Below are 18,774 nucleotides of genomic sequence, written 5' to 3' on the forward strand. Positions count from 1 at the left end.
GACGGTCGCGCGGGCGCGCCGGAGAGAGGTGGTCGACGATGACCGAGGTCCCCGGGCTCGACGTCGGCGGACTCACCGCGTGGCTGAATGCGCACCATCCGGAGCTCGCCGCGCAGGAACTTCGGGCCGCCGTCATCGCTGGCGGCCGCAGCAACCTCACGTACGCCGTTGACGGCGCCCGCGTTCCGCTGATCGTGAGACGGCCTCCCCTCGGGCACGTCCTTTCGAGCGCGCACGACATGCGGCGCGAGCACCGGGTGATCTCCGCCCTGGCGGACAGCGCGGTGCCGGTGCCCGCCGCCGTCGACGTCGTCGATGACACCGATGCCGCTCGGGTGACCGGAACCGTCTTCTTCGTGATGGAGCGCTCACCCGGCGTCGTCCTGGCGCACCGCCGGCAGAACCGCGACTACTCCGCGGCCGGGCTGCGGTCGTTGAGCATCGAACTCGCCCGGCACCTCGCGGATCTGCACGCGGTCGACCCCGCAGCGGTCGGGCTCGGCGACTTCGGCCGCCCGGACGGCTACCTCCAGCGCCAGGTCGCGACGTGGCAGCGTCAGCTCGACGCGTCGCGCTCGCGCGAGACGCCCGCGCTCGACGCTCTGCAGGCCACCGTCGCCGACGGCATGCCCGAGTCGTCTCGGACCGCCATCGTCCACGGCGACTACCGCCTCGACAACGCCCTGGTGACCGGCGGCGCGGCGAACCCGCGGGTCTCCGCGATCCTCGATTGGGAGATGGCCACCCTCGGCGACCCGTTCGTCGACCTCGGCATCTTCGCCCTCTACTGGGACATCGACGGCATCCCCGGCGGGTTCGCCGGCGCCGTTCCGAGCGCGGTGGATTCGGAGGCCGGGTACCCGTCGTTCGACGAGCTCGTGGAGGCGTACGCGGAGCGGGCCGGCATCGCGGTTCCGGACCTGCGGTGGTACCGCGCGTTCGCCGCGTTCAAACTCGCGGTGATCCTGGAAGGGATCCACTACCGCTATCAGGCCGGCGACACCGTCGGCGAAGGATTCGAGCGGATGGGCGCGCTCGTCGAGCCGCTCGCCCGGAAAGGACTAGAGGTGCGCTGATGGATTTCGCCGTCGACGAACGCACGAGGGAACTCACCGCGCGGGCACGGACATTCCTCGAGGAGCATGTCCTCCCCGCCGAGCCGGTGCTCGAGGCGCAGCTGGCCGCGGATCCCGACCGCTGGGGTGGCTGGCCGGTCATCGCAGATCTGCAGGGCCGGGCGCGAGCGCAGGGTCTCTGGAACCTCTTCCTGCCCGGTGAGCACGGCGGGGCGGGCCTGACCGGTGAGCACGGCGGGGCGGGCCTGACCAACCTCCAGTACGCGCCGATCGCCGAGATCACCGGCTGGAGTCCGCGCCTGGCGCCCGTGGCGTTCAACTGCGCCGCGCCGGACACCGGCAACATGGAGGTGCTGAACGACTTCGGCACCGAGGAGCAGAAGTCGCGGTGGCTGGAGCCGCTGCTGCGCGCGGAGATCCGCTCGTCCTTCTGCATGACCGAGCCGGACGTGGCCTCCTCCGATGCGACCAACATCGGCACCCGCATCCGCCGGGACGGCGATTCGTATGTGATCTCCGGCCGCAAGTGGTGGTCGACCGGCGCGATGAACCCGGATGCCGCGATCTTCCTCGTCATGGGCAAGACCGACTCGGACGCCGATCGGCACCGGCAGCAGTCGATGATCCTCGTCCCCCGCGACACACCCGGGGTGCGGGTGGTCCGACCGCTGAGCGTGTTCGGATACACCGACCGCGATCACGGCGGTCACGCCGAGATCGCGTTCGACGATGTGCGGGTTCCGGCGGGCAATCTGATCGGCGAGGAAGGCTCCGGCTTCGCGATCGCGCAGGCGCGGCTCGGCCCGGGGCGCATCCATCACTGCATGCGCGCGATCGGGATGGGCGAGCGCGCGCTGTGGCTCATCCGCGAGCGCGCGAACCAGCGGCACGCCTTCGGCCGGGCGCTTGCCGACCAGGGGGTCGTCCGCGAGTGGGCGGCCGAGGCTCGCATTCAGCTCGAGGCGCTGCGCCTGCTCGTGCTGAAGACGGCATGGCTGATGGACACCGTCGGCAACCGGAAGGCCATGACCGAGATCCAGGCGATCAAGATCGCCGTCCCGCGGGCGATGCAGACGATCCTCGACCGGGCGATCCAGCTGTACGGCGGCGCGGGCGTCTCCGGCGATACGCCGCTGGCCGAGTTGTACGCGGGGATCCGCTCGCTGCGCATCGCCGACGGGCCCGACGAGGTGCACCTGTCGAGCCTCGGCCGGGCCGAGTTGCGCGGCTGAGGCATCCCGCGCTCCCCGTCTCCCCCTCCCTTCCCCCGCCCCCTTCCCGCCCGCTCCTCCCTTCCCGCCCCCCCCTCCCCACCCCAAATCGTCGTGCGGGCGTGTCCGTCCCGAGCGGGCATGGTCGGCAACGTGGTGAGGTGCCCGCTCGGGGCCGGCATGCCCGCTCGGCGATTCCTGCACAGGAGCCTCGCGGGGCGGAGAGTGCGACGGGTTCCGCGCGACGTGGGTTGCGGCAGCGGGATGCGGGGATCATCGGGGGATGCCGCACGACGACGTCGCCGATCTCCTCATCGATTCGCGCCGGCTGCGTGTTGAGGCGAGCTGGCGAGAGGTCCGGCGGCGTGTCGAGACGGGGGATCTCGTGCAGGTCCGTCGCGGCACGTTCGCCGACGCGACCGCGCTGGCAGCGCTGCACATCGAACAGCGGCACCAACTCGAGGTGCTCGCGGCGGTCCGCGCGCAGGGAACCGACAGCGCCGTCATCTCGCACGTCTCCGCAGCAGTGATGTGGGAACTGCCGCTGTTCGGAGTCGCTCCCCGGAAGGTCCACATCACGATGCGGCACGGCCTCGAGGCGCACTCGAGCAACCCCGTCCTCCGGCATCGGGACGAGCTGCCCGAGGCCGATGTGACGATGGTCGGCGGCATCCGGTGCACGTCGCTGCAGCGGACGGTGATCGACGTCGCACGCACGACGTCCCTCGCGACGGGTGTTGCAGCGGCGGATGCTGCGCTTCGGCGAATCGCGTGGAACGAACGCTCCTGGGTGTACGGCGCGGTTGAGGCCGAGCGCTTCAAGGAGGGACTGCGTGCCCGCGTCGCGCGCATGGCCGGCAAACGCGGCGTGCGCCGCGCCCGGCATGTCATCGAGTTCGCCGACGGACGGGCGCAGCTTCCGGGCGAGAGCGTCAGCAGAGTGCTCCTCGCAGAGCTCGGCTTCACCGACATCCGCCTGCAGGTTGGCATCCCCAACGGCCGGGGCGGGTGGTACCACGTCGACTTCGGGCTCCCTGAGGCGGATGCCTGGGGCGAGTTCGACGGGCTGGCGAAATACGTCGACCCGTCGATGACCGACGGGCGGTCGCCGCGCGACGTGGTGCGGGCCGAGAAGGAGCGCGAAGACTGGATCCGTGCGTCCACGAACCGTCCGGTCGCGCGATGGTCGTTCGCCGACCTGGGCTCCGCCGCGGCGCTGCGGCGCCGCCTGGCGATCTACGGCATCCGCCCTCCGTACTGACGCCCTGCGCCCCGCCGCGCCGCCCCGCCGCCGCCCCGCCACGCCCCGCGCCTGACGCGAGCGGGCACCTCCGTCCCCAGCGGGCACCTCGTCGCGTTGACGGAGGTGCCCCCTGGGGGCGACAATGCCCGCTCGCGTGCAGGGCGAAAGGGACTCAGGAACCCGCCCACCATACCTCAGAAACCGACCGCGCGGTATGTTCTTGTTGCACGCGGCGCTGCTGCCCTCTCCCGCCCAGAACGGGCATGGTTGTCCCGAGCGGGCGTCATTGCGCGTTGCAGGGGTGGCCCGTTCGGGACGAGGGTGCCCGCTCGACGATCGGCGGGGCGCGCGGGGCGCGGCGCGCGGGGCGCGGCGGGGTGCGCGGGGCGCGGCGGGGGGCGGCGGGGCGCGGCGGGGCGCGGCGGGGCGCGGCGGGGCGGGCGCGGCGGGGCGGGGGGCGGCGGGGCGGGGCGACACGCCGCGGCGCGCCGCACCCCGGCGCGGCGCACCCCGAACGGGCATGGTTGTCCCGAGCGGGCGTCATCGCGTGTTGCAGAAGTCGCCCGCTCGGGACGAGCGTGCCCGCTCGGCGATCGCTGCAGGCGGGGCGGGCTACCTGTGCGGGATTCCCGCGATCATCCCGCCGTCGACGACGAATTCCGCGCCGCTGGTGAACGACGAGGCGTCGCTCGCCAGGAACACGACGGTTCCTGCGACGTCGGATGCCTCACCCGGCCGCCCCAGCGGGATCTCCAGACGCGCGGGGTCGATCCGCGTGGTCATCTGGGTGCGGATGAATCCCGGATGCACCGAATTGACCCGGATCCCGAAGGGGCCGAGTTCGACCGCCAGCGACTGGGAGAGCCCGCGTACTCCGAACTTCGCTGCGGTGTATCCGTGCAGTCCCGGGCTGCCGCGCATCCCCTCGACCGACGAGATGTTGATGATCGAGCCGCGACCCTGCGCCTTCATCACGGGGACGACGGCGCGACAGCCGAAGAACGTGCCGGTCAGGTTGACGGCGATCACGGCATCCCATTTGGCGGTCGTCAGGTGCTCGATCGGTGCCGCATTGGCGATGCCGGCGTTGTTGACGAGGACGTCGATGCCGCCGAAGGCGGCGACGGATGCCTGCACCGCGGCATCCCACTGCGTTTCATCGGTCACATCCAGGTGCACGAACCGCGCGTGATCGCCGAGCTCGGCACGCAGCTGCTCGCCGTCGGTGTCGAGGATGTCCGCGATCACGAGGCGCGCGCCGGCATCGTGGAGCGCTCGCACGTACGCCTCGCCGATGCCGCGGCTGCCGCCGGTCACGAGGCAGACGCGGCCCTCCAGGACGCTCACGCGCCGACCTCGACCACGACCCGGCCGACCGTGGCGCCGGAGGCGAGCGCGGTCAGCGCGTCTGGTGCGCGGCCGAATGGCACCACCGAGTCGACGACCGGCGCGATCGCCCCGGCTTCGAAGAGCCGCATCAGGTCGGCGTGCGCGTCGGCGACCAGCTCCGGGTACCGCTCCTGATACAGACCCCAGTACAGCCCGAGCACGCCGTAGTTCTTCACCAGGGTGTGACTGACGGCGAGCGAAGGGATCTCGCCGCTCGCGAACCCGATCACGACGATCCGACCCTCGAACGCGACGCACTTGGTGGATGCCTGGAACGCGGCCCCGCCCACCGGGTCGAAGACCACGTCGGCGCCGTGGCCCGCGGTGATCTCCTTCACCGACGCCGCGATGTCATCGACGCCGCGGATCACGGTGAACTCGGCACCCGCGGCCCGGGCGACCTCGGCCTTCGCGGGCGAGCCGACGACGCCGATCACACGCGCACCGGCGGCCACCCCGAGCTGGACGGCCGCGGCGCCGACACCGCCGGCGGCGGCCTGGACGAGCAGCCACTCCCCCGGCCGGATGCCAGCCCGCCGGTGCAGGGCGAACCAGGCCGTCTGATAGGCGATCGTGAGACCCGCAGCGGCGACGTCGCTCATCGCATCGGGGATCGGCTGGACGGCGGTGGCCGGCACAGTGGCGTATTCGGCCAGCACCCCGATCTTCGCCGCCGCGACGCGGTCGCCGACCGCGAGCCCCTCGACGCCGACACCCAGGGCGACGACGGTGCCGCAGCACTCGATGCCCGGCACGAACGGGAGTTCCGGCTTCACCTGATACTGACCGCGGGCCAGCAGCACGTCCGGGAAGTTCGCCGCGACGGCGCCGACGCGCAGCAGCACCTCGCCGGCGCCGGCCGAGGGAACCGGCACGACGTCGAGCTCCAGCGCGTCCGCGGGCTCGCCGAGTCGGGTGACGCGCCAGGCGCGCATGGTTTCAGGCTGCGGCATCCGTCCTCCGGATACTGGTGAGGAACAGGTCGGTCAGCTGCTCGGCGACCAGCGTCTGGTCCTCCGGGCCCTCGGGCGAGTACCAGTGCGAGAGGTAGTGCACGTCGCTGAAGAAGTGCGCGACGAGCATGGCGATCGGGATGTCGGTGCGGTAGATCCCCTCGCCGCGCCCCCGCTCGATCAGCTCCGCGAACTCGTCGTGATAGGCGCGGCGGCGGCGTGTGACCTCCTGCTGGCGCGGGGCGGACAGCATGTGCATGCTGCGGAAGAACACGGTGCCCTCGGGCAGGTGATCGATCGAGGTCTCCAGGACGTCGACGCACACCGCGCGCACCACGTCGTCGGTCGCACCGCCGCGGGCGATGATCTCGTCCAGGCGCGCCTTCTGCAACGACAGCAGGGTCTCGTAGATGCCGAACAGCAGATCGTCTTTGGACTCGAAGTAGTGGTACATCGCGCCCTTGGTGACCCCGGCGGCTGCGACCACCTGCTGCACGCTCGTGTTGGCGTAGCCCTGCGTTGCGAACAGCTCGACGGCGGCGCGCATGACGTCGTCTGCGACGTGGGAATCCTTCATCAGGCCATCCTCGCGGACTCGATCGGGCTCACAGGAACGGACGGATGCCGGCGCCGCCGTCGATCGGCAGGGTGTGACCGGTGATCCACGCGGCGTCTTCGGAGAGCAGGAACGCGACGGGACCGGCGATGTCACCCGGCTCACTCAGCCGTTGCAGCGGGTACGCGGCGGATGCCTCGGCCTCATGCCCCTCGTAGAGCGCGCGCGCGAACGCGGTCTTCACCACCGCCGGCGCGACCGCATTGACGCGGAGCGCGGGGGCGAGTTCATAGGCGAGCTGCATCGTGAGGTTGATGAGTGCCGCTTTGGAGATGCCGTAGAACGCGATCCCCGGGCTCGCGCCGAGCCCCGCGACCGAAGCGATGTTCACGACCGAGCGCGAAAGTCCGGCGGCCACGGCTGCGCGAGTCCAATCCAGCGCGGCAACGACGTTCACTTCGAGGATCTTCCGGGCGGCGTCCGCATCGACGTCGACGATCGGGCCGTAGACCGGGTTGATCCCGGCGTTGTTCACGAGGTGATCCAGTCGGCCATGCCGCTCGGCGATGTGGGCGAAGACGGCGGCGCGGTGCTGCGCATCGTCGGATCGACCCGCGACGGCTGACGCCGCGTCGCCCAGTTCAGCGATCGCGGCATCCAGGCCCTCCTGCCGACGGCCGGTGATGACGACGGAGCCGCCTTCGGCGACCAGCCGATGCGCGATGGCCAGCCCGATCCCCCGGCTGGCGCCGGTGATGAGCGATACCGTTCCGTCGAACCTGCGAGCCCCGTCCAATTCGGGCATCGGCGCCTCCTCGCACGTGCATACCGTCCAGTCGGTTTTGACACCGAAACTGTAGCACGCGGTCAGGAGGGCGACGCGGCGCGCCGACGCGGGCGGCGGATGCCGGTGCGCTCCGTGATGCGGAAGCAGACCGCTGAGATGACGTAGAAAAGCACGTCGGATGCGATCTTGCCGGCGAGCAGCCCCCACAGGGGATCGCGAAGGACCATCACGCCCGCCATCATCAGCAGCGGGCGATAGCAGAACGTGTCGAGGACCTCCGCGACCCCGAACTCAGCGACCAGGAGCGCGAACGAGCGACTCAGCGCGCGAGGCACGCGCGTCGGGCCCGGGCACAGCAGCGCGAGCTGCTCGCGGAGCACCGTGATGATCAGCACGCCGTAGAAGCCGACCGTGGCGCCTGCGATCGCGGCGATCGCGAGCAGCGGCGGAGAGTCGGTGAGGGTGGCGGCCAGAGCGCTGGCGGCCAGCATCGTGACCAGACAGGCGAGTTCGGCAGGACCGTACCGCCGGACCCAGAACCACACCCGCGTCCTTCTGGCGGGCTTCGCCGTGACGTCCCGCCGGTCCTCCGTATCGAGAGAGGTGGGAGCGAGCTCGGCAGTGAGCGGCACGGTGGACATGTCTGGATGAGCCGAGCGGGTGGGTGCTGATACACGCGCATGGATCGGATGCCGGCATCCGCGCGCCTTCGTCGATCGGCGGCAGCCCTTTCCGGCGTCAGCGGCACCGGGCAGGATGAACCCATGCCGTACGAGATCCCCGCACCCATGCTCGCCAAGTCGGTGCCGACCGTTCCCGACCCTGCGGCAACCCCCGGCGGGCTCAGCTACGAGCCGAAATGGGACGGATTCCGTGCACTCGTCTCGTGGGACGGCACCGATGTCGAGATCGGCAGCCGTGGCGCGAAGCCCCTGACCAGGTACTTCCCCGAGCTCGTCGAGGCGTTCGCGCGCCTGCTGCCGGAGCCGTGCCTGATCGACGGCGAGATCGGCGTGCCGAAGGGCGAGCCCGGATCCCAGAAGCTCGACTGGGAATCGCTGACGCAGCGCATCCACCCCGCGGCATCCCGGGTGAACATGCTCGCCGAGACCACGCCCGCGATGTTCATCGCGTTCGACCTGCTCGCGCGCGGCGACCGCGACCTGCAGGGAGAGCCGTTCTCCACGCGACGTGCCGAGCTCGTCGATTTGCTGGACGGGCTGCCCGATCCGATTCACGTCACCCGGACCACCAACGACCCCGACCTCGCTGAACGGTGGCTGGCTGAGTTCGAGGGAGCCGGCCTCGACGGCGTCGTCGCCAAGCCCCTCGCCCAGCCCTACGCGCCGAACAAGCGGACGATGTTCAAGATCAAGCACGCCCGCACCGCCGACGTCGTCGCGCTCGGGTACCGCGTCCACAAGTCCGGCGCCGGCGTCGGCTCGCTCCTCGTCGGGCTGCACAACGAGGACGGGCAGCTGTTCAACGTCGGGGCGGTCTCGGCCTGGAGCAATCAGCGGCGGCTGGAGCTCGTCGACGAGCTCGCCCCGCTCGTCCAGCGGGACGAGGAGGGGGAGATGAAGAAGGGCGAGGGCGAGAAGTCGCGCTTCTCCGCAGCCGACCGTGACTCGTCGTTCGTGAAGCTGCGCCCCGAGCGCGTCCTCGAGGTGCGCTACGACCAGCTGGAGGGCTGGCGATTCCGCCACACCGTGCAGTTCGAGCGCTGGCGGCCCGACCGCGACCCCGAATCGTGCCGGTTCGACCAGCTGGAGTCGGTCTCGGCGTACGACCTGGGCGACGTCCTGGATTGAGGCGCGGCGGCGCTGGGGCCGCGTTCCACGGGACGCGGCACCCGCACCACGGTCGCGCGCCACTTTCCTGCACAAGCGCCCCACCGCCGCACCCGCACCACGGTCGAGCGCCACTTTCCTGCACAAGCGCCGACGATTGACGGCGCGGATGCAGGAAACTGGCGCGCCAGTCACGCACCACACCCTTGACACCGCACGGCGCGGGACTATCCCCGCACCGCCGAGCGCAGGCTCCTAGTCCTTCGGCCAGTTCTCCGGGTTGATCCGGCTCGGCTGCACACGCGGCGGCTCGCCGGGCATCTTCGGGAAGTCCGGTGGGAACGGCAGTTCGCCGAGCCCGTTCGACAGGTCGCGCTCCCACCACTCCAGGAGGGTGTCGATACGCCCCGGGTCGGCGAGCAGGTCCGCCCAGGGGTCGCCGACCGAGGCGATGCGGTCCGGGACCGTCTGGATGGTGAACGCCGCCGGGTCGACCTCCGGCAGCTCGTCCCAGGTCACCGGCGTCGAGACCGTGGCGCCGGGCAGCGCGCGCGGGCTGTATGCCCCCGCCATCGTGCGATCGCGGTTGGCCTGGTTGAAGTCCAGGAAGATGCGCTCGCCGCGCTCCTCCTTCCACCAGTTCGTCGTCACCTTGTCGGGCAGCCGGCGCTCCAGCTCGCGGCTGGCGGCGATCACCGCGTGCCGCACATCGAGGAACTCGTGCGTCGGCTCGATCGGGCAGAACACGTGGATCCCGCGGTTGCCGCTCGTCTTCACGAACGCCGTCAGCCCCGCCTCGGCGAGGACTTCGCGCAGTGCTGGTGCGACGGCCGCGGCATCCGAGAAATCCGTTCCCGGTTGCGGGTCGAGGTCGATCCGCAGCTCGACCGGATTGTCGGTGTTCCCGCTGAGCGATGCCCACGGGTGGAACACGACGGTGTTCATCTGCGCGGCCCAGACGACGGTGGCGGGCTCGGTGAGGACGATCTGCGGATGCCGCCGGCCGCTGTTGTACGACACGGTGACCGTCTGCAGGTAGTCGGGCGCACCCTTCGGCGGATTCTTCGAGTAGAAGCGCTCGCCGTCGACCCCCTCGGGGAAGCGCTCCAGCGAGACCGGCCGGTCGCCGTTGGCGGCAAGGAACGGGCCGGAGACCGCCATGAGGTACTCGGCGAGCTGCTGCTTGGTGATCCCGAGCTCGGGCCACAGGACCCGGTTCGGACTCGACAGCCCGACCTCACGGTCGCCGCTCGGCCCGGGGACGGTCAGGGTGATGCGCTCGGACGCCATGCCTCAGACCCTACGCGGGACGCCCGACTCCCCGCATCCGTTTCAGCACCGCTCCCCCGTCGCCAACCGTCCACCACAGGCCTTCGAAAGGACGGTCGGCGACAAGGGAGCAGTCCCGGGACGCGGCGCGGCGCGGCAACGCAACGCAACGCGACGCGGCGCGGCAACGCGACGCGACGCGGCGCGACGCGGCGCGGCGCGACGCGTCACCGCAGCACGGGATATCGCAGGTGCGTCACCCTCGCGGACGGGATCACCGTCGTGGGGTCGCCCAGACGCACGGCGGCCGGGTCGACGTCGGCGAAGTACGCGTGACCTTCGCCCAGGACGATCGGCACCAGGTCGATCGCGACCTCATCGAGCAGCCCCGCCGCCAGCGCCTGGCCCGCGACCGTCCCGGCGGCGACCCCGACGGAGCGATCGCCTGCGAGCTCCTGCGCGCGGGCGATCGCGGCCTCGATCCCGTCGGTGACGAAGTGCCCGTTGCCGGTGTGGGCCCACGCCCAGTCGGTCGGCACCTCGTGCGCGAGCACGACGAACGGCACGCCGAGCGGATGCTCGCCCTTCCACCCGTCGGTGATGTCGAAGAGCAGGCGGCCGACCACCAGGCATCCGAGTTCCTGCACCCAGCCCTGCCAGTAGTCCGCGCTGGCGCGGGTGAGATGGAAGGGCGGCAGATCGCCGGCGTTGACGATCTCGACATCGCCCGCCTCGTACCAGTCGAACAGTGCTCCCGGATCGTTGTCCGGCGAGGCGACGAACCCGTCGAGCGACATGGATGCCGACGACACCACGCGGCCCATCTCAGGCCTCCCGCTCGAGCAGCTCGTCGATGCGCTCGTAGCCCTCGACGACACCCGTCGACATGCCGGAGTCGACCATGCCGTCGCGGGCCTCCACGGAGGGGAAGATGCTGTGCGTCGACAGGCGGCTGCGGCCATCGGGCAGCGACTGGAACCGATACGTGTCGAGGCTCACGACGTCCGGCCATCCCTCGAACTCGAAGGTCTGCACGCTGTACTCGTTCTCGCGCACCGAATGGAACACGCCGTGGAAGGCGAACTCGCCGCGCTCGGGGTGCGCCGGGTCACGCTGCACGAATCGGTAGCTCCCACCGGTGCGCATGTCGTGCTCGACGACGTCCGTCTCGTAGCCCCGCGGACCCACCCACTGCGCGTACAGTTCCGGGTCGGAGTGGGCCGCGTACACGCGCTCGACCGGAGCGTCGAATTCCCGGACGATGTCGATGAAGGGCGTTCCGGGCTCCGTGGTGATGTGCACTTCGTTGCTCATGTCTGCTTCTCCTTGCCTGTCTTCTTCTCGGATGCCGCGAGCACTGCGTCGAGCCGCCGGTAGGCGGACTCCGCCTCGAGGCGGTAGCGGTCGATCCACGCGGTGAGACGCTCGAGCGCGGCGGCATCCAGATGCACCGGACGACGCTGCGCCTCGCGGGTACGCCACACCAGGCCCGCGTCCTCGAGCACGCTGATGTGCTTTGAGACGGCCTGGAGCGAGATCTCGAACGGCTCGGCCAGCTCGCCCAGCGTCGACGGACCGCGGCTCAACCGGGCCACGATCGCGCGGCGCACCGGATCGGCGAGGGCCGAGAACGCTCGATCGAGCGCCGCGTCGGTCATTACTCAACCAATACCTTGATCAACCATGCAATTGATAATGGCACGTGGCACAGCGCGGCGCAACCCTGGCGACCGACGTCAGGGCGCGAGTGCGATCAGCGGCGCGAGGTCTGCGCGCGACAGCCGGATCCACGGGCCTGCCGGGTCGACGATCACCCCGGCGAGCTGATCGTCGGCGCGCAGCGCAGCGGCGACCTGAACGGCGGTCATCGGCGCCGGCTGATCGCTGCGGCGCATCGACGACACTTCGAGCGGATGCGAATACAGTTCGATCAGCCGTGCGCCGTCGGTGGTACGCGCCTCGGCGACGCCGAACCGCCCCTCCGGCGAGCGGTTGACCGCGACCCAGAGCTTGGTGCGCGTCAGCACCTCGGCGACCTCGGGAGCCGTGGCATCCGTCCGCTCAGCCGCCAGCAGCGTCTTCAGCTCGAACGAGTCATCGCCCTGCTCGAGCATCTTCTGCAGAAGATCGCGTGGCAGCACGGCGCGCGCCGGCGCTGAGGAATTGTCCAGGATGAGTCCCTCGTACGGCCCGTCGAGGACGTAGCGGAGCACGGAGAGCACAGGCTGACCCATCGCCGACGTGTCCGATTCGTTGTCGGCCGCGACGCTCGCGCGCAGCGCCGCGCCGCTGCTGTAGGCCAGGACGTACTGCTTGTCGTTCAGCGATGCGACACCCAGCGGCACGGGCTTGCCCTCCGCGAGGAGGGCGCGCGCGTCGCCCTTGACGCGCAGGAAGAGGTGCCCCTGCATCAGCTGGCGGGCCACGTTGATGATCTCCTCGGCCTGGGGCGGCCGCGAGACCGCGGCCAGCGCGTCGCGCAGGACGACATTGTCGCGGAGGCCCGCGACCGTCTCCACCGGCGGCGGGGCGATTCGGGCGTCGGGCAGACCGGATACGCGGGGGGCGGATGCTGCGGATTCGGGTGCGGCAGCCTCGGGCAGCGGGGCGCTGACCGGCGGCGACTGCGCGCCGAGCCCCTGATAGGACGAGACCGAGATGCTCATCGTCGCGGGGACATCGGGCGGCGTCGGATCCTCGGCCCGGGTCTCGGACCCCGCCGCAGCCGGAACGGTGTCCGGCGCCGTCGTCTCGGCCGGCACGGTGTCCGGCGACGTCGTCTCGGCCGGCACCTCGGCCCCGACGTCGGGAGTATCGGCGTTCTTCTTACGGCGCGAGAAGAAGCCCATGACCCCAGCGTAGCCGCGGCGCTCGTCAGGGCGCCTCGCTCCTACGGCGTATCGATGCGCTCGATCGGAGCGATCTTGATCAGCAGCTTCTTCGGCCCGGCCTTCTCGAACCGCACGTGCGCGACGCGCTTCGCGCCCTCTCCGGTCACGGCGTCCACGCGCCCCTCGCCGAAGTCGTCATGGCGGATGCGGTCGCCCGCCGACAGCTCCAGGTCGCCGTTGTCGCGGACTTTCGCCGGGATACGGTTCGCGAACCGCTCGATCGATGTCGACTTGGGCACGAGGTCGTCGCCGTAGCGTCTGCCACCCCCGGGACCACCCGAACCGCCGCCGCCCCCCGGCCGTCGGGCGTTGAGGGCGCGCGACTGCATGCCGCCGCGGGAATTCACGTCTCCCGGCGACTGCCGCCAGTTGATGAGCTCCGCCGGGATCTCCTGGAGGAACCTGCTCGGCATGGCGACGGAGATCTCGCCGAACTGGGCGCGCGTCATCGCGAGCGACAGGTACAGCCGCTTGCGCGCGCGGGTGATGCCGACGTAGAACAACCGGCGCTCCTCCTGCGGACCACCTGGTTCGCCGGCCGAGATGCGATGCGGAATGAGGTCTTCTTCGACGCCGGTGACGAACACGGCGTCGTATTCGAGCCCCTTGGCCGTATGCATCGTCATGAGCGACACCGAGCCGGATGCGTCCTCGAGGTCGTCGGCGTCCGAGACCAGCTGCACCTCGGCGAGGAAGTCGATCACCGTGCCCTCGGGGTTGTTCCGCGCGAACTCTCGTGCCACCGCCACGAGCTCATCGAGGTTCTCGACGCGCGCCTCGTCCTGCGCGTCGCGGCTCGCGCGCAGGGCGTCGGTGTACCCGGTCTTGCCGAGCAGCAGCTGCAGGCCGTCGGCGACCGCGGTCGGCGGGGCGAGTTCACCGGTGGAGGGCAGCATGAGCTCGGATGCCTCGGCCAGCACGGCATCGAGGTGCGCGATCGCCGCCTGGATCTTGGGTCCGACGCCCAACACCGACGAGTTGGCCAGCGCATCTCGGAAGGTGATCTGCTCGTTCGCCGCGTACCGGGCGATCGACTCGATCGTGACGTCGCCGATGCCGCGCCGCGGACGGTTGATGATGCGCCGCAGCGCCATCTCGTCCGCGGGGTTGGAGACGGCGATGAGGTACGCGAGCGCGTCTTTGATCTCGGCGCGCTCGTAGAACTTCGTGCCGCCCATGATCTTGTACGGCAGCGCGGCGCGGATGAAGATCTCCTCCAGCGCGCGGGACTGCGAGTTCGTGCGGTAGAACACAGCCACCTGGGAGTAGTCCAATCCCCCGCGGTGGAGGGTCTCGATCTCGTCGGCGACGAACTGCGCTTCGTCGTGCTGGGAGTAGCCGGTGAACCCGACGATCAGCTCGCCGGCACCGACGTCGGTCCACAGCTTCTTGTCCTTGCGGTCGAAGTTGTGGCCGATGACGGCGTTGGCGGCCCCCAGAATGTTCTGGGTCGAGCGGTAGTTCTGCTCGAGGAGCACGACCTTCGCGCCGGGGTAGTCGCGCTCGAACTCGGTGATGTTGCGGATGTCAGCGCCGCGGAACGCATAGATCGACTGGTCCGAGTCGCCGACCACGGTCAGCGAGGCGGGAGCCTTCTCCGGATCGTCGGCCGGATCGGCCTCGAAGATCATCATCCCGCCGGAGGAGAACCCCGGCGCGTCCGACCCGACCGGACGGGTGAGCTCGTGGATCAGCGCGTACTGCGCGTGATTGGTGTCCTGATACTCGTCGACCAGGATGTGCCGGAACCGCCGGCGGTACACATCGGCGACATGCGGGAACGCGCGGAACAGGTACACGGTCTGCCCGATGAGGTCGTCGAAGTCGAAGGCGTTGGCCCGCTGGAGCGCACGCTGGTAGTCCTGGAAGACGTCGACGAACTTCCGCTCCGCAGGGTCGCTCATGTTCGCCGAGCGCGCGAACCCCTCGGCGTCGGTGAGCTCGTTCTTGAGCTTCGAGATGCGACCCATCGCCGCAGCGGGCGTCAGGCCGTACGCATCCGCTTCGTGCTCCTTCACGATCCGCTTCAGAAGCGCACGGGTGTCGCCGGAATCGTAGATCGTGAACGACTTGGTGAAGCCGAACTGCTCGGCCTCGCGGCGGAGGATCCGCACGCACGCCGAGTGGAACGTGGAGATCCACATGCCCTGGGCCCGGTCGCCGATCAGCTGCCCGACGCGCTCGCGCATCTCGCCCGCGGCCTTGTTGGTGAAGGTGATCGCGAGGATCTGGCTGGGCCACGCCTCTTTCGTGCGCAGCAGGCTGGCCACACGACGGGTGAGCACGCTCGTCTTGCCCGAACCGGCCCCGGCGACGATCAGCAGTGCCGGCCCCCGATAGGTGACCGCTTCGCGCTGGGGCTGGTTGAGACCCGCCAGCAGGTCTTCGTCCGGTCGCGCAGTGCCGTCGGAGGGCCCGGTCGTGCGGTCGCCGCCGACGATGAGCAGAGGGGCGGATGCCGCGCGCTGCGCGGACGCGGAGGCGTCGGTCATGTCCCTCCAAGTCTACGCGCGCGTGCCGACACCGACCCGATGGGTCCGCCGCCATGGCACAGCCAGCAGCACGCCGGCCGTCGCGATCACCACGCCCAGCGCCGCGACGACCCACGCGGTCTCGTCGGGGATGTCGAGGTACACGGTGATCCCGAGGATCCTTGAGAGCCCCCACGGGAGCAGCCCGATCTCGTCGTTCCAGGCGCTGAGCGAGGCCTCGAGTCCCACCAGGGCGACCACGGACGCGGGCACGGCAAGGCCCGCGCCGACCGCGCTGAGCACGAACCCGGTCGCTCGTCGCGTGCCCACCTGCGCCGCCAGTGCCCAGCCTGCGGCGACGAAGACCCAGAGGAACAGCGCGAATGCGATCGTGATGTAGACCGTGCGCAGCACGGGATCCGTCCAGAATGCGAACCAGTAACCGCCGGGCCCGCTGAAGGACAGCGCGAACAGGGGGAGCGCGCAGCGCAGCACCACAACGCCCCCTACGGCGGCGATCACCGGCCACGGCGAGCGCCTCCCGACGCACAGTCGCACCGCCAGGATGAACACCAGCCACGCCCCCAGTACCACCGCGAGGTGGGTCCACGACAGGAAGGAGGTCTGGACGGCGCGGGTGGCCACCAGCAGCGCGCCGGGCACGATCAGCAGCAGCCAGCGGTCCAGGCTCAGCAACCCGAGCGTGGACTCGCGCGCCCGCCACGGCCGGGACGCGCCGAGCCAAGCGGCGCGGGCGGCGGCGGCGCCCGGCCGGCGGACCAGCCGGGTGCGCGCGGCGACGATGCCGATCAGCACCCATGCCGCGGCGAGCACGAGCAGCACGCGGGCCAGCCACGCCATGGCCGCATCGCGGTCGGCGCGCTCCACCCCCAGCTCCGCGGCCGTCAGGTTGAACGCCGGGAAGTCGACGTTCCCGGCATAGTGCTCGAGATGCCCGGCGGCCAGCTCCTGAAACGCGTCGCGGTCCGACGCCCACGCCGCATACGCGTCGGCGGACAGGGTGTCGTGCCACTGCGCCTGGTGCAGGATCATCGCCCGGTAGGCGGTCAGCATCCGCAGCGAGTCGACTTCGTAGTCCATCGTCCCGGCGAACAGCTCGCGCAGCTCCGGGTCGCGCCAGGTCGCGGCATCCGTCCCGGAGATCAGCTCGCGCATGCGCTCGGCATCCGCGACCGCCTGCTCGCCGCCCGCGATCGCGGCGTCGATGTCGCCGTCGGTCGCGTCGCGCGAGATCGCGTAGAGGACGTCGAGGACGGCGGAGTCGCCGGTGAGGATGTCCCACTCGAAGATCCACATCATCGGCGGCGGCTCGAGCCCGATGGCGAACACCCGCTGCTCGGCGAACGGCTGGATGTACAGCCCCTGCTCGATCGCGGGCCGGGAGCGCGCCATCGCCTGCACGATCGCCTCGACCGTCGCCGGGTCGTCCGAGAACCACTGCCGCGCCCACCCCGCCGTCACCTCGCCCACGTCGGTGTCGGGATCCCGCGCGAGGTTCACCGCGAGGAGTGTGTTCAGTTCGTAGAGCTGCCAGAACCCGGTCTTGCCGTACAGCGTCATCGGTCCGGCGCGCCACGGGCCGCCGTCCTGCGTCCAGGTCCAGATGCCCTCGATCCGGTCGTTCGCGGCCAGGAGCTGCTGGATCGCGAACTGGTACTGCGGCCCGAGGTCGTTGGGAAAGGCTCCGAAGTTCTCGAACTCGCGGCGGCTCTGGAACTCGATGATCCTCCGCTGCTCGCCCTGCTCGAGGGTCGCGTTCAGGGGCAGCCAGCTGTAGAAGTCGCCGAGCGTGTACTTGGTCGACACGATGAGAGCCGGCGAGTCGATGCCGCTGAGCACCTCCTCGTACGAGGCGTCGTCGGTGTGCATGTCGCCGACGGCGCCCACCCCGACACTCCACGTACGGAAGATGACGTTCCGATCGGATGCTTCGGCCTGCGCGGTCAGCGTGTCGAGCATCGCCCGCACCGAGTCGACGGTGGTCACCGCCAGCGCGGAGTACACGTCCCAGCCGTCGACGTCGTAGACACGGCCGGCTTCGCCGATGCGGATCAGCACGCCGTCCAGCGCCGGCTCCGCGGCGTAGAGCTCGTCGAGACCGGCCGCGTACACATCCCACAGCTGCGGATTCGCGGTATCGAGCGAGCCGAACCGATCGGTGAGGGAGTTCTCGAGCGGCGTCGTCAGGGTGAGCATGTCCGTGCGCAGGAAGACCTTCATTCCGAGGTCCTGCGCCCGATCCCAGAACGGCCCGAACGCGTCGCGCATCGCCAGCGCCCGGTGATGATCGCCCTCGGCGTACACCGGGCCGCCTGGGGCGTCGTCGAACGTGACGAACTCGACGAATCCCGGGAAGGCAACCGCGTTGTAGCCGTCCGCGACGACGCGCTGCAGGTAGTCGTCGAACTCCGCGTACGCGGCTTCGAGCGCGGCCTGATCGATGTACGGCGCGTCCGGCAGCAGCACGTCGGCGAAGGCCTTCGACGCGTGCGAGTAGTCGGTCCCCGCCTTCCACTGCGCCGTGTCGGGGTCGACCGCGACCGCGCCGAGATCGACCATCCGCAGCGGCAGCCGCGAGGTGACCTCCTCACCGAGATGCTCGGCGATCGAGCGCCCGGCGCGCACCCCCGCTGCGAGGTCGTAGACACCCCGCACCGCGCCGGTCTCGGTGGCCGCCTCGATGCGCAGGGCCGTTGGCGTGCCGGCCAGACGATAGGTGTCGTCGTCGCCGTCGATGCCGTCGCGGATGACGACGGAGAGGGATGCCTCGCCGGCGCGCTCGGATGCCTCCTCGATCGCGGCACGCAGATCGACGACGGCCGTGTCGATGCGCAGGGTCTCGGGCGCCGTGACCGCGTCGAGCACGGGCGGCGGGACGGCGGCGGCGATCGTCGGGACGACTGGGGCGGCCGACTCCATCTGCTCGGATGCCTCGGTGCGGATGCCCAGCGCGTCTCCGACGACGACGCCGACGCCCAAGCCGAGGGCGAGCAGCACCAGTGCGGTGACCGCGGCGAGGACCCCCCGCCGCGTCGCCGTTCTCATGGATTCACGCTATCCGGTCGCCCGGGCGTGTCCTGACCAGCGAGCGCACGACTTGGCAACGATTGCACGGGT

At 70.6% G+C, this 18,774-nt stretch carries 16 protein-coding genes; 4 read left to right on the plus strand and 12 right to left on the minus strand.

All coding sequences use genetic code 11. From position 1 onward, the window contains the following. Nucleotides 1–38 precede the first annotated feature (38 nt). The 3 genes from BLT19_RS16350 (at nt 39) to BLT19_RS16360 (ending at nt 3,548) form a co-directional block, all read left to right on the plus strand. Complete coding sequence (locus BLT19_RS16350; protein WP_091494288.1) at nt 39–1,076, plus strand: phosphotransferase family protein; 1,038 nt, start codon at nt 39–41, stop codon at nt 1,074–1,076. Beyond that, nucleotides 1,076–2,308 carry an acyl-CoA dehydrogenase family protein gene (locus BLT19_RS16355; protein ID WP_091492479.1) on the plus strand — a complete coding sequence of 411 codons (1,233 nt, stop codon included), beginning with the start codon at nt 1,076–1,078 and terminating at the stop codon, nt 2,306–2,308. Before BLT19_RS16350 ends, BLT19_RS16355 begins: the two co-directional genes overlap by 1 nt. A 262-nt stretch (nt 2,309–2,570) precedes the next feature. Then, nucleotides 2,571–3,548, plus strand: coding sequence for a hypothetical protein (locus tag BLT19_RS16360; RefSeq protein WP_091492482.1), 978 nt, complete (start codon nt 2,571–2,573; stop codon nt 3,546–3,548). A 594-nt stretch (nt 3,549–4,142) separates the two neighbouring features. On the opposite strand, the gene BLT19_RS16365 is transcribed toward BLT19_RS16360, so the two are convergent. The 5 genes from BLT19_RS16365 to BLT19_RS16385 all read right to left on the minus strand — a co-directional run bounded on the left by BLT19_RS16365 (nt 4,143) and on the right by BLT19_RS16385 (nt 7,856). Continuing rightward, on the minus strand, nt 4,143–4,877 hold the full coding sequence (locus BLT19_RS16365; protein WP_091492486.1) for an SDR family NAD(P)-dependent oxidoreductase: 735 nt from the start codon (nt 4,875–4,877) through the stop codon (nt 4,143–4,145). Further along, the gene (locus tag BLT19_RS16370; RefSeq protein WP_091492489.1) at nt 4,874–5,854 is read right to left on the minus strand and encodes an NADPH:quinone oxidoreductase family protein; all 981 of its coding nucleotides are present in this window, start codon (nt 5,852–5,854) and stop codon (nt 4,874–4,876) included. The genes BLT19_RS16365 and BLT19_RS16370 overlap by 4 nt, the downstream gene beginning before the upstream one ends. 4 nt (nt 5,855–5,858) lie before the next feature. Continuing rightward, nucleotides 5,859–6,449, minus strand: coding sequence for a TetR/AcrR family transcriptional regulator (locus BLT19_RS16375; protein WP_091492492.1), 591 nt, complete (start codon nt 6,447–6,449; stop codon nt 5,859–5,861). A gap of 28 nt (nt 6,450–6,477) precedes the next feature. After that, the gene (locus BLT19_RS16380; RefSeq protein ID WP_091492495.1) at nt 6,478–7,233 is read right to left on the minus strand and encodes an SDR family oxidoreductase; all 756 of its coding nucleotides are present in this window, start codon (nt 7,231–7,233) and stop codon (nt 6,478–6,480) included. Between the two features lie 62 nt (nt 7,234–7,295). Beyond that, nucleotides 7,296–7,856 (minus strand): hypothetical protein, encoded by a 561-nt coding sequence (locus BLT19_RS16385; protein WP_157681885.1) that lies wholly within the window; start codon nt 7,854–7,856, stop codon nt 7,296–7,298. 123 nt (nt 7,857–7,979) lie between these two features. Here BLT19_RS16385 and BLT19_RS16390 point away from each other — a divergent pair, with 123 nt between their 5' ends. After that, nucleotides 7,980–9,026 carry an ATP-dependent DNA ligase gene (locus BLT19_RS16390; RefSeq protein WP_091494293.1) on the plus strand — a complete coding sequence of 349 codons (1,047 nt, stop codon included), beginning with the start codon at nt 7,980–7,982 and terminating at the stop codon, nt 9,024–9,026. A 234-nt stretch (nt 9,027–9,260) separates the two neighbouring features. Here the strand turns inward: BLT19_RS16390 and ligD are convergent, their stop codons facing one another. From ligD to BLT19_RS16425, 7 genes are all read right to left on the minus strand, one after another. Continuing rightward, nucleotides 9,261–10,295, minus strand: a complete 1,035-nt coding sequence (gene ligD / locus BLT19_RS16395) for a non-homologous end-joining DNA ligase (protein WP_091492502.1) — start codon at nt 10,293–10,295, stop codon at nt 9,261–9,263. A 206-nt stretch (nt 10,296–10,501) separates the two neighbouring features. After that, the gene (locus tag BLT19_RS16400) at nt 10,502–11,098 is read right to left on the minus strand and encodes a dihydrofolate reductase family protein (protein WP_091492504.1); all 597 of its coding nucleotides are present in this window, start codon (nt 11,096–11,098) and stop codon (nt 10,502–10,504) included. 1 nt (nt 11,099) lies between these two features. Beyond that, nucleotides 11,100–11,588, minus strand: a complete 489-nt coding sequence (locus BLT19_RS16405; RefSeq protein WP_091492507.1) for an SRPBCC family protein — start codon at nt 11,586–11,588, stop codon at nt 11,100–11,102. Next, complete coding sequence (locus BLT19_RS16410; protein ID WP_091492510.1) at nt 11,585–11,932, minus strand: ArsR/SmtB family transcription factor; 348 nt, start codon at nt 11,930–11,932, stop codon at nt 11,585–11,587. Before BLT19_RS16410 ends, BLT19_RS16405 begins: the two co-directional genes overlap by 4 nt. A gap of 78 nt (nt 11,933–12,010) precedes the next feature. Next, a complete protein-coding gene (locus tag BLT19_RS16415) occupies nt 12,011–13,123 on the minus strand; it encodes an SseB family protein (protein WP_091492513.1) in 1,113 nt (370 codons plus the stop codon). 41 nt (nt 13,124–13,164) lie between these two features. Continuing rightward, a complete protein-coding gene (locus tag BLT19_RS16420) occupies nt 13,165–15,657 on the minus strand; it encodes an ATP-dependent helicase (protein WP_091492516.1) in 2,493 nt (830 codons plus the stop codon). A 12-nt stretch (nt 15,658–15,669) separates the two neighbouring features. Then, nucleotides 15,670–18,702, minus strand: coding sequence for a hypothetical protein (locus tag BLT19_RS16425; RefSeq protein WP_091492519.1), 3,033 nt, complete (start codon nt 18,700–18,702; stop codon nt 15,670–15,672). Between the last annotated feature and the right edge of the window lie 72 nt (nt 18,703–18,774).

The organism is Microbacterium pygmaeum, assembly GCF_900100885.1.
Classification (GTDB): domain Bacteria; phylum Actinomycetota; class Actinomycetes; order Actinomycetales; family Microbacteriaceae; genus Microbacterium; species Microbacterium pygmaeum.

Excerpts from the sequence above, each read along its gene's own strand:
- BLT19_RS16350 (WP_091494288.1), top strand. The coding sequence starts at position 39 with ATGACCGAGGTCCCCGGGCTCGACGTCGGCGGACTCACCGCGTGGCTG.
- BLT19_RS16355 (WP_091492479.1), top strand. The coding sequence starts at position 1,076 with ATGGATTTCGCCGTCGACGAACGCACGAGGGAACTCACCGCGCGGGCA.
- BLT19_RS16360 (WP_091492482.1), top strand. The coding sequence starts at position 2,571 with ATGCCGCACGACGACGTCGCCGATCTCCTCATCGATTCGCGCCGGCTG.
- BLT19_RS16370 (WP_091492489.1), bottom strand. The coding sequence starts at position 5,854 with ATGCGCGCCTGGCGCGTCACCCGACTCGGCGAGCCCGCGGACGCGCTG.
- BLT19_RS16375 (WP_091492492.1), bottom strand. The coding sequence starts at position 6,449 with ATGAAGGATTCCCACGTCGCAGACGACGTCATGCGCGCCGCCGTCGAG.
- BLT19_RS16380 (WP_091492495.1), bottom strand. The coding sequence starts at position 7,233 with ATGCCCGAATTGGACGGGGCTCGCAGGTTCGACGGAACGGTATCGCTC.
- BLT19_RS16385 (WP_157681885.1), bottom strand. The coding sequence starts at position 7,856 with ATGTCCACCGTGCCGCTCACTGCCGAGCTCGCTCCCACCTCTCTCGAT.
- BLT19_RS16390 (WP_091494293.1), top strand. The coding sequence starts at position 7,980 with ATGCCGTACGAGATCCCCGCACCCATGCTCGCCAAGTCGGTGCCGACC.
- ligD (WP_091492502.1), bottom strand. The coding sequence starts at position 10,295 with ATGGCGTCCGAGCGCATCACCCTGACCGTCCCCGGGCCGAGCGGCGAC.
- BLT19_RS16400 (WP_091492504.1), bottom strand. The coding sequence starts at position 11,098 with ATGGGCCGCGTGGTGTCGTCGGCATCCATGTCGCTCGACGGGTTCGTC.
- BLT19_RS16405 (WP_091492507.1), bottom strand. The coding sequence starts at position 11,588 with ATGAGCAACGAAGTGCACATCACCACGGAGCCCGGAACGCCCTTCATC.
- BLT19_RS16410 (WP_091492510.1), bottom strand. The coding sequence starts at position 11,932 with ATGACCGACGCGGCGCTCGATCGAGCGTTCTCGGCCCTCGCCGATCCG.
- BLT19_RS16415 (WP_091492513.1), bottom strand. The coding sequence starts at position 13,123 with ATGGGCTTCTTCTCGCGCCGTAAGAAGAACGCCGATACTCCCGACGTC.
- BLT19_RS16420 (WP_091492516.1), bottom strand. The coding sequence starts at position 15,657 with ATGACCGACGCCTCCGCGTCCGCGCAGCGCGCGGCATCCGCCCCTCTG.
- BLT19_RS16425 (WP_091492519.1), bottom strand. The coding sequence starts at position 18,702 with ATGAGAACGGCGACGCGGCGGGGGGTCCTCGCCGCGGTCACCGCACTG.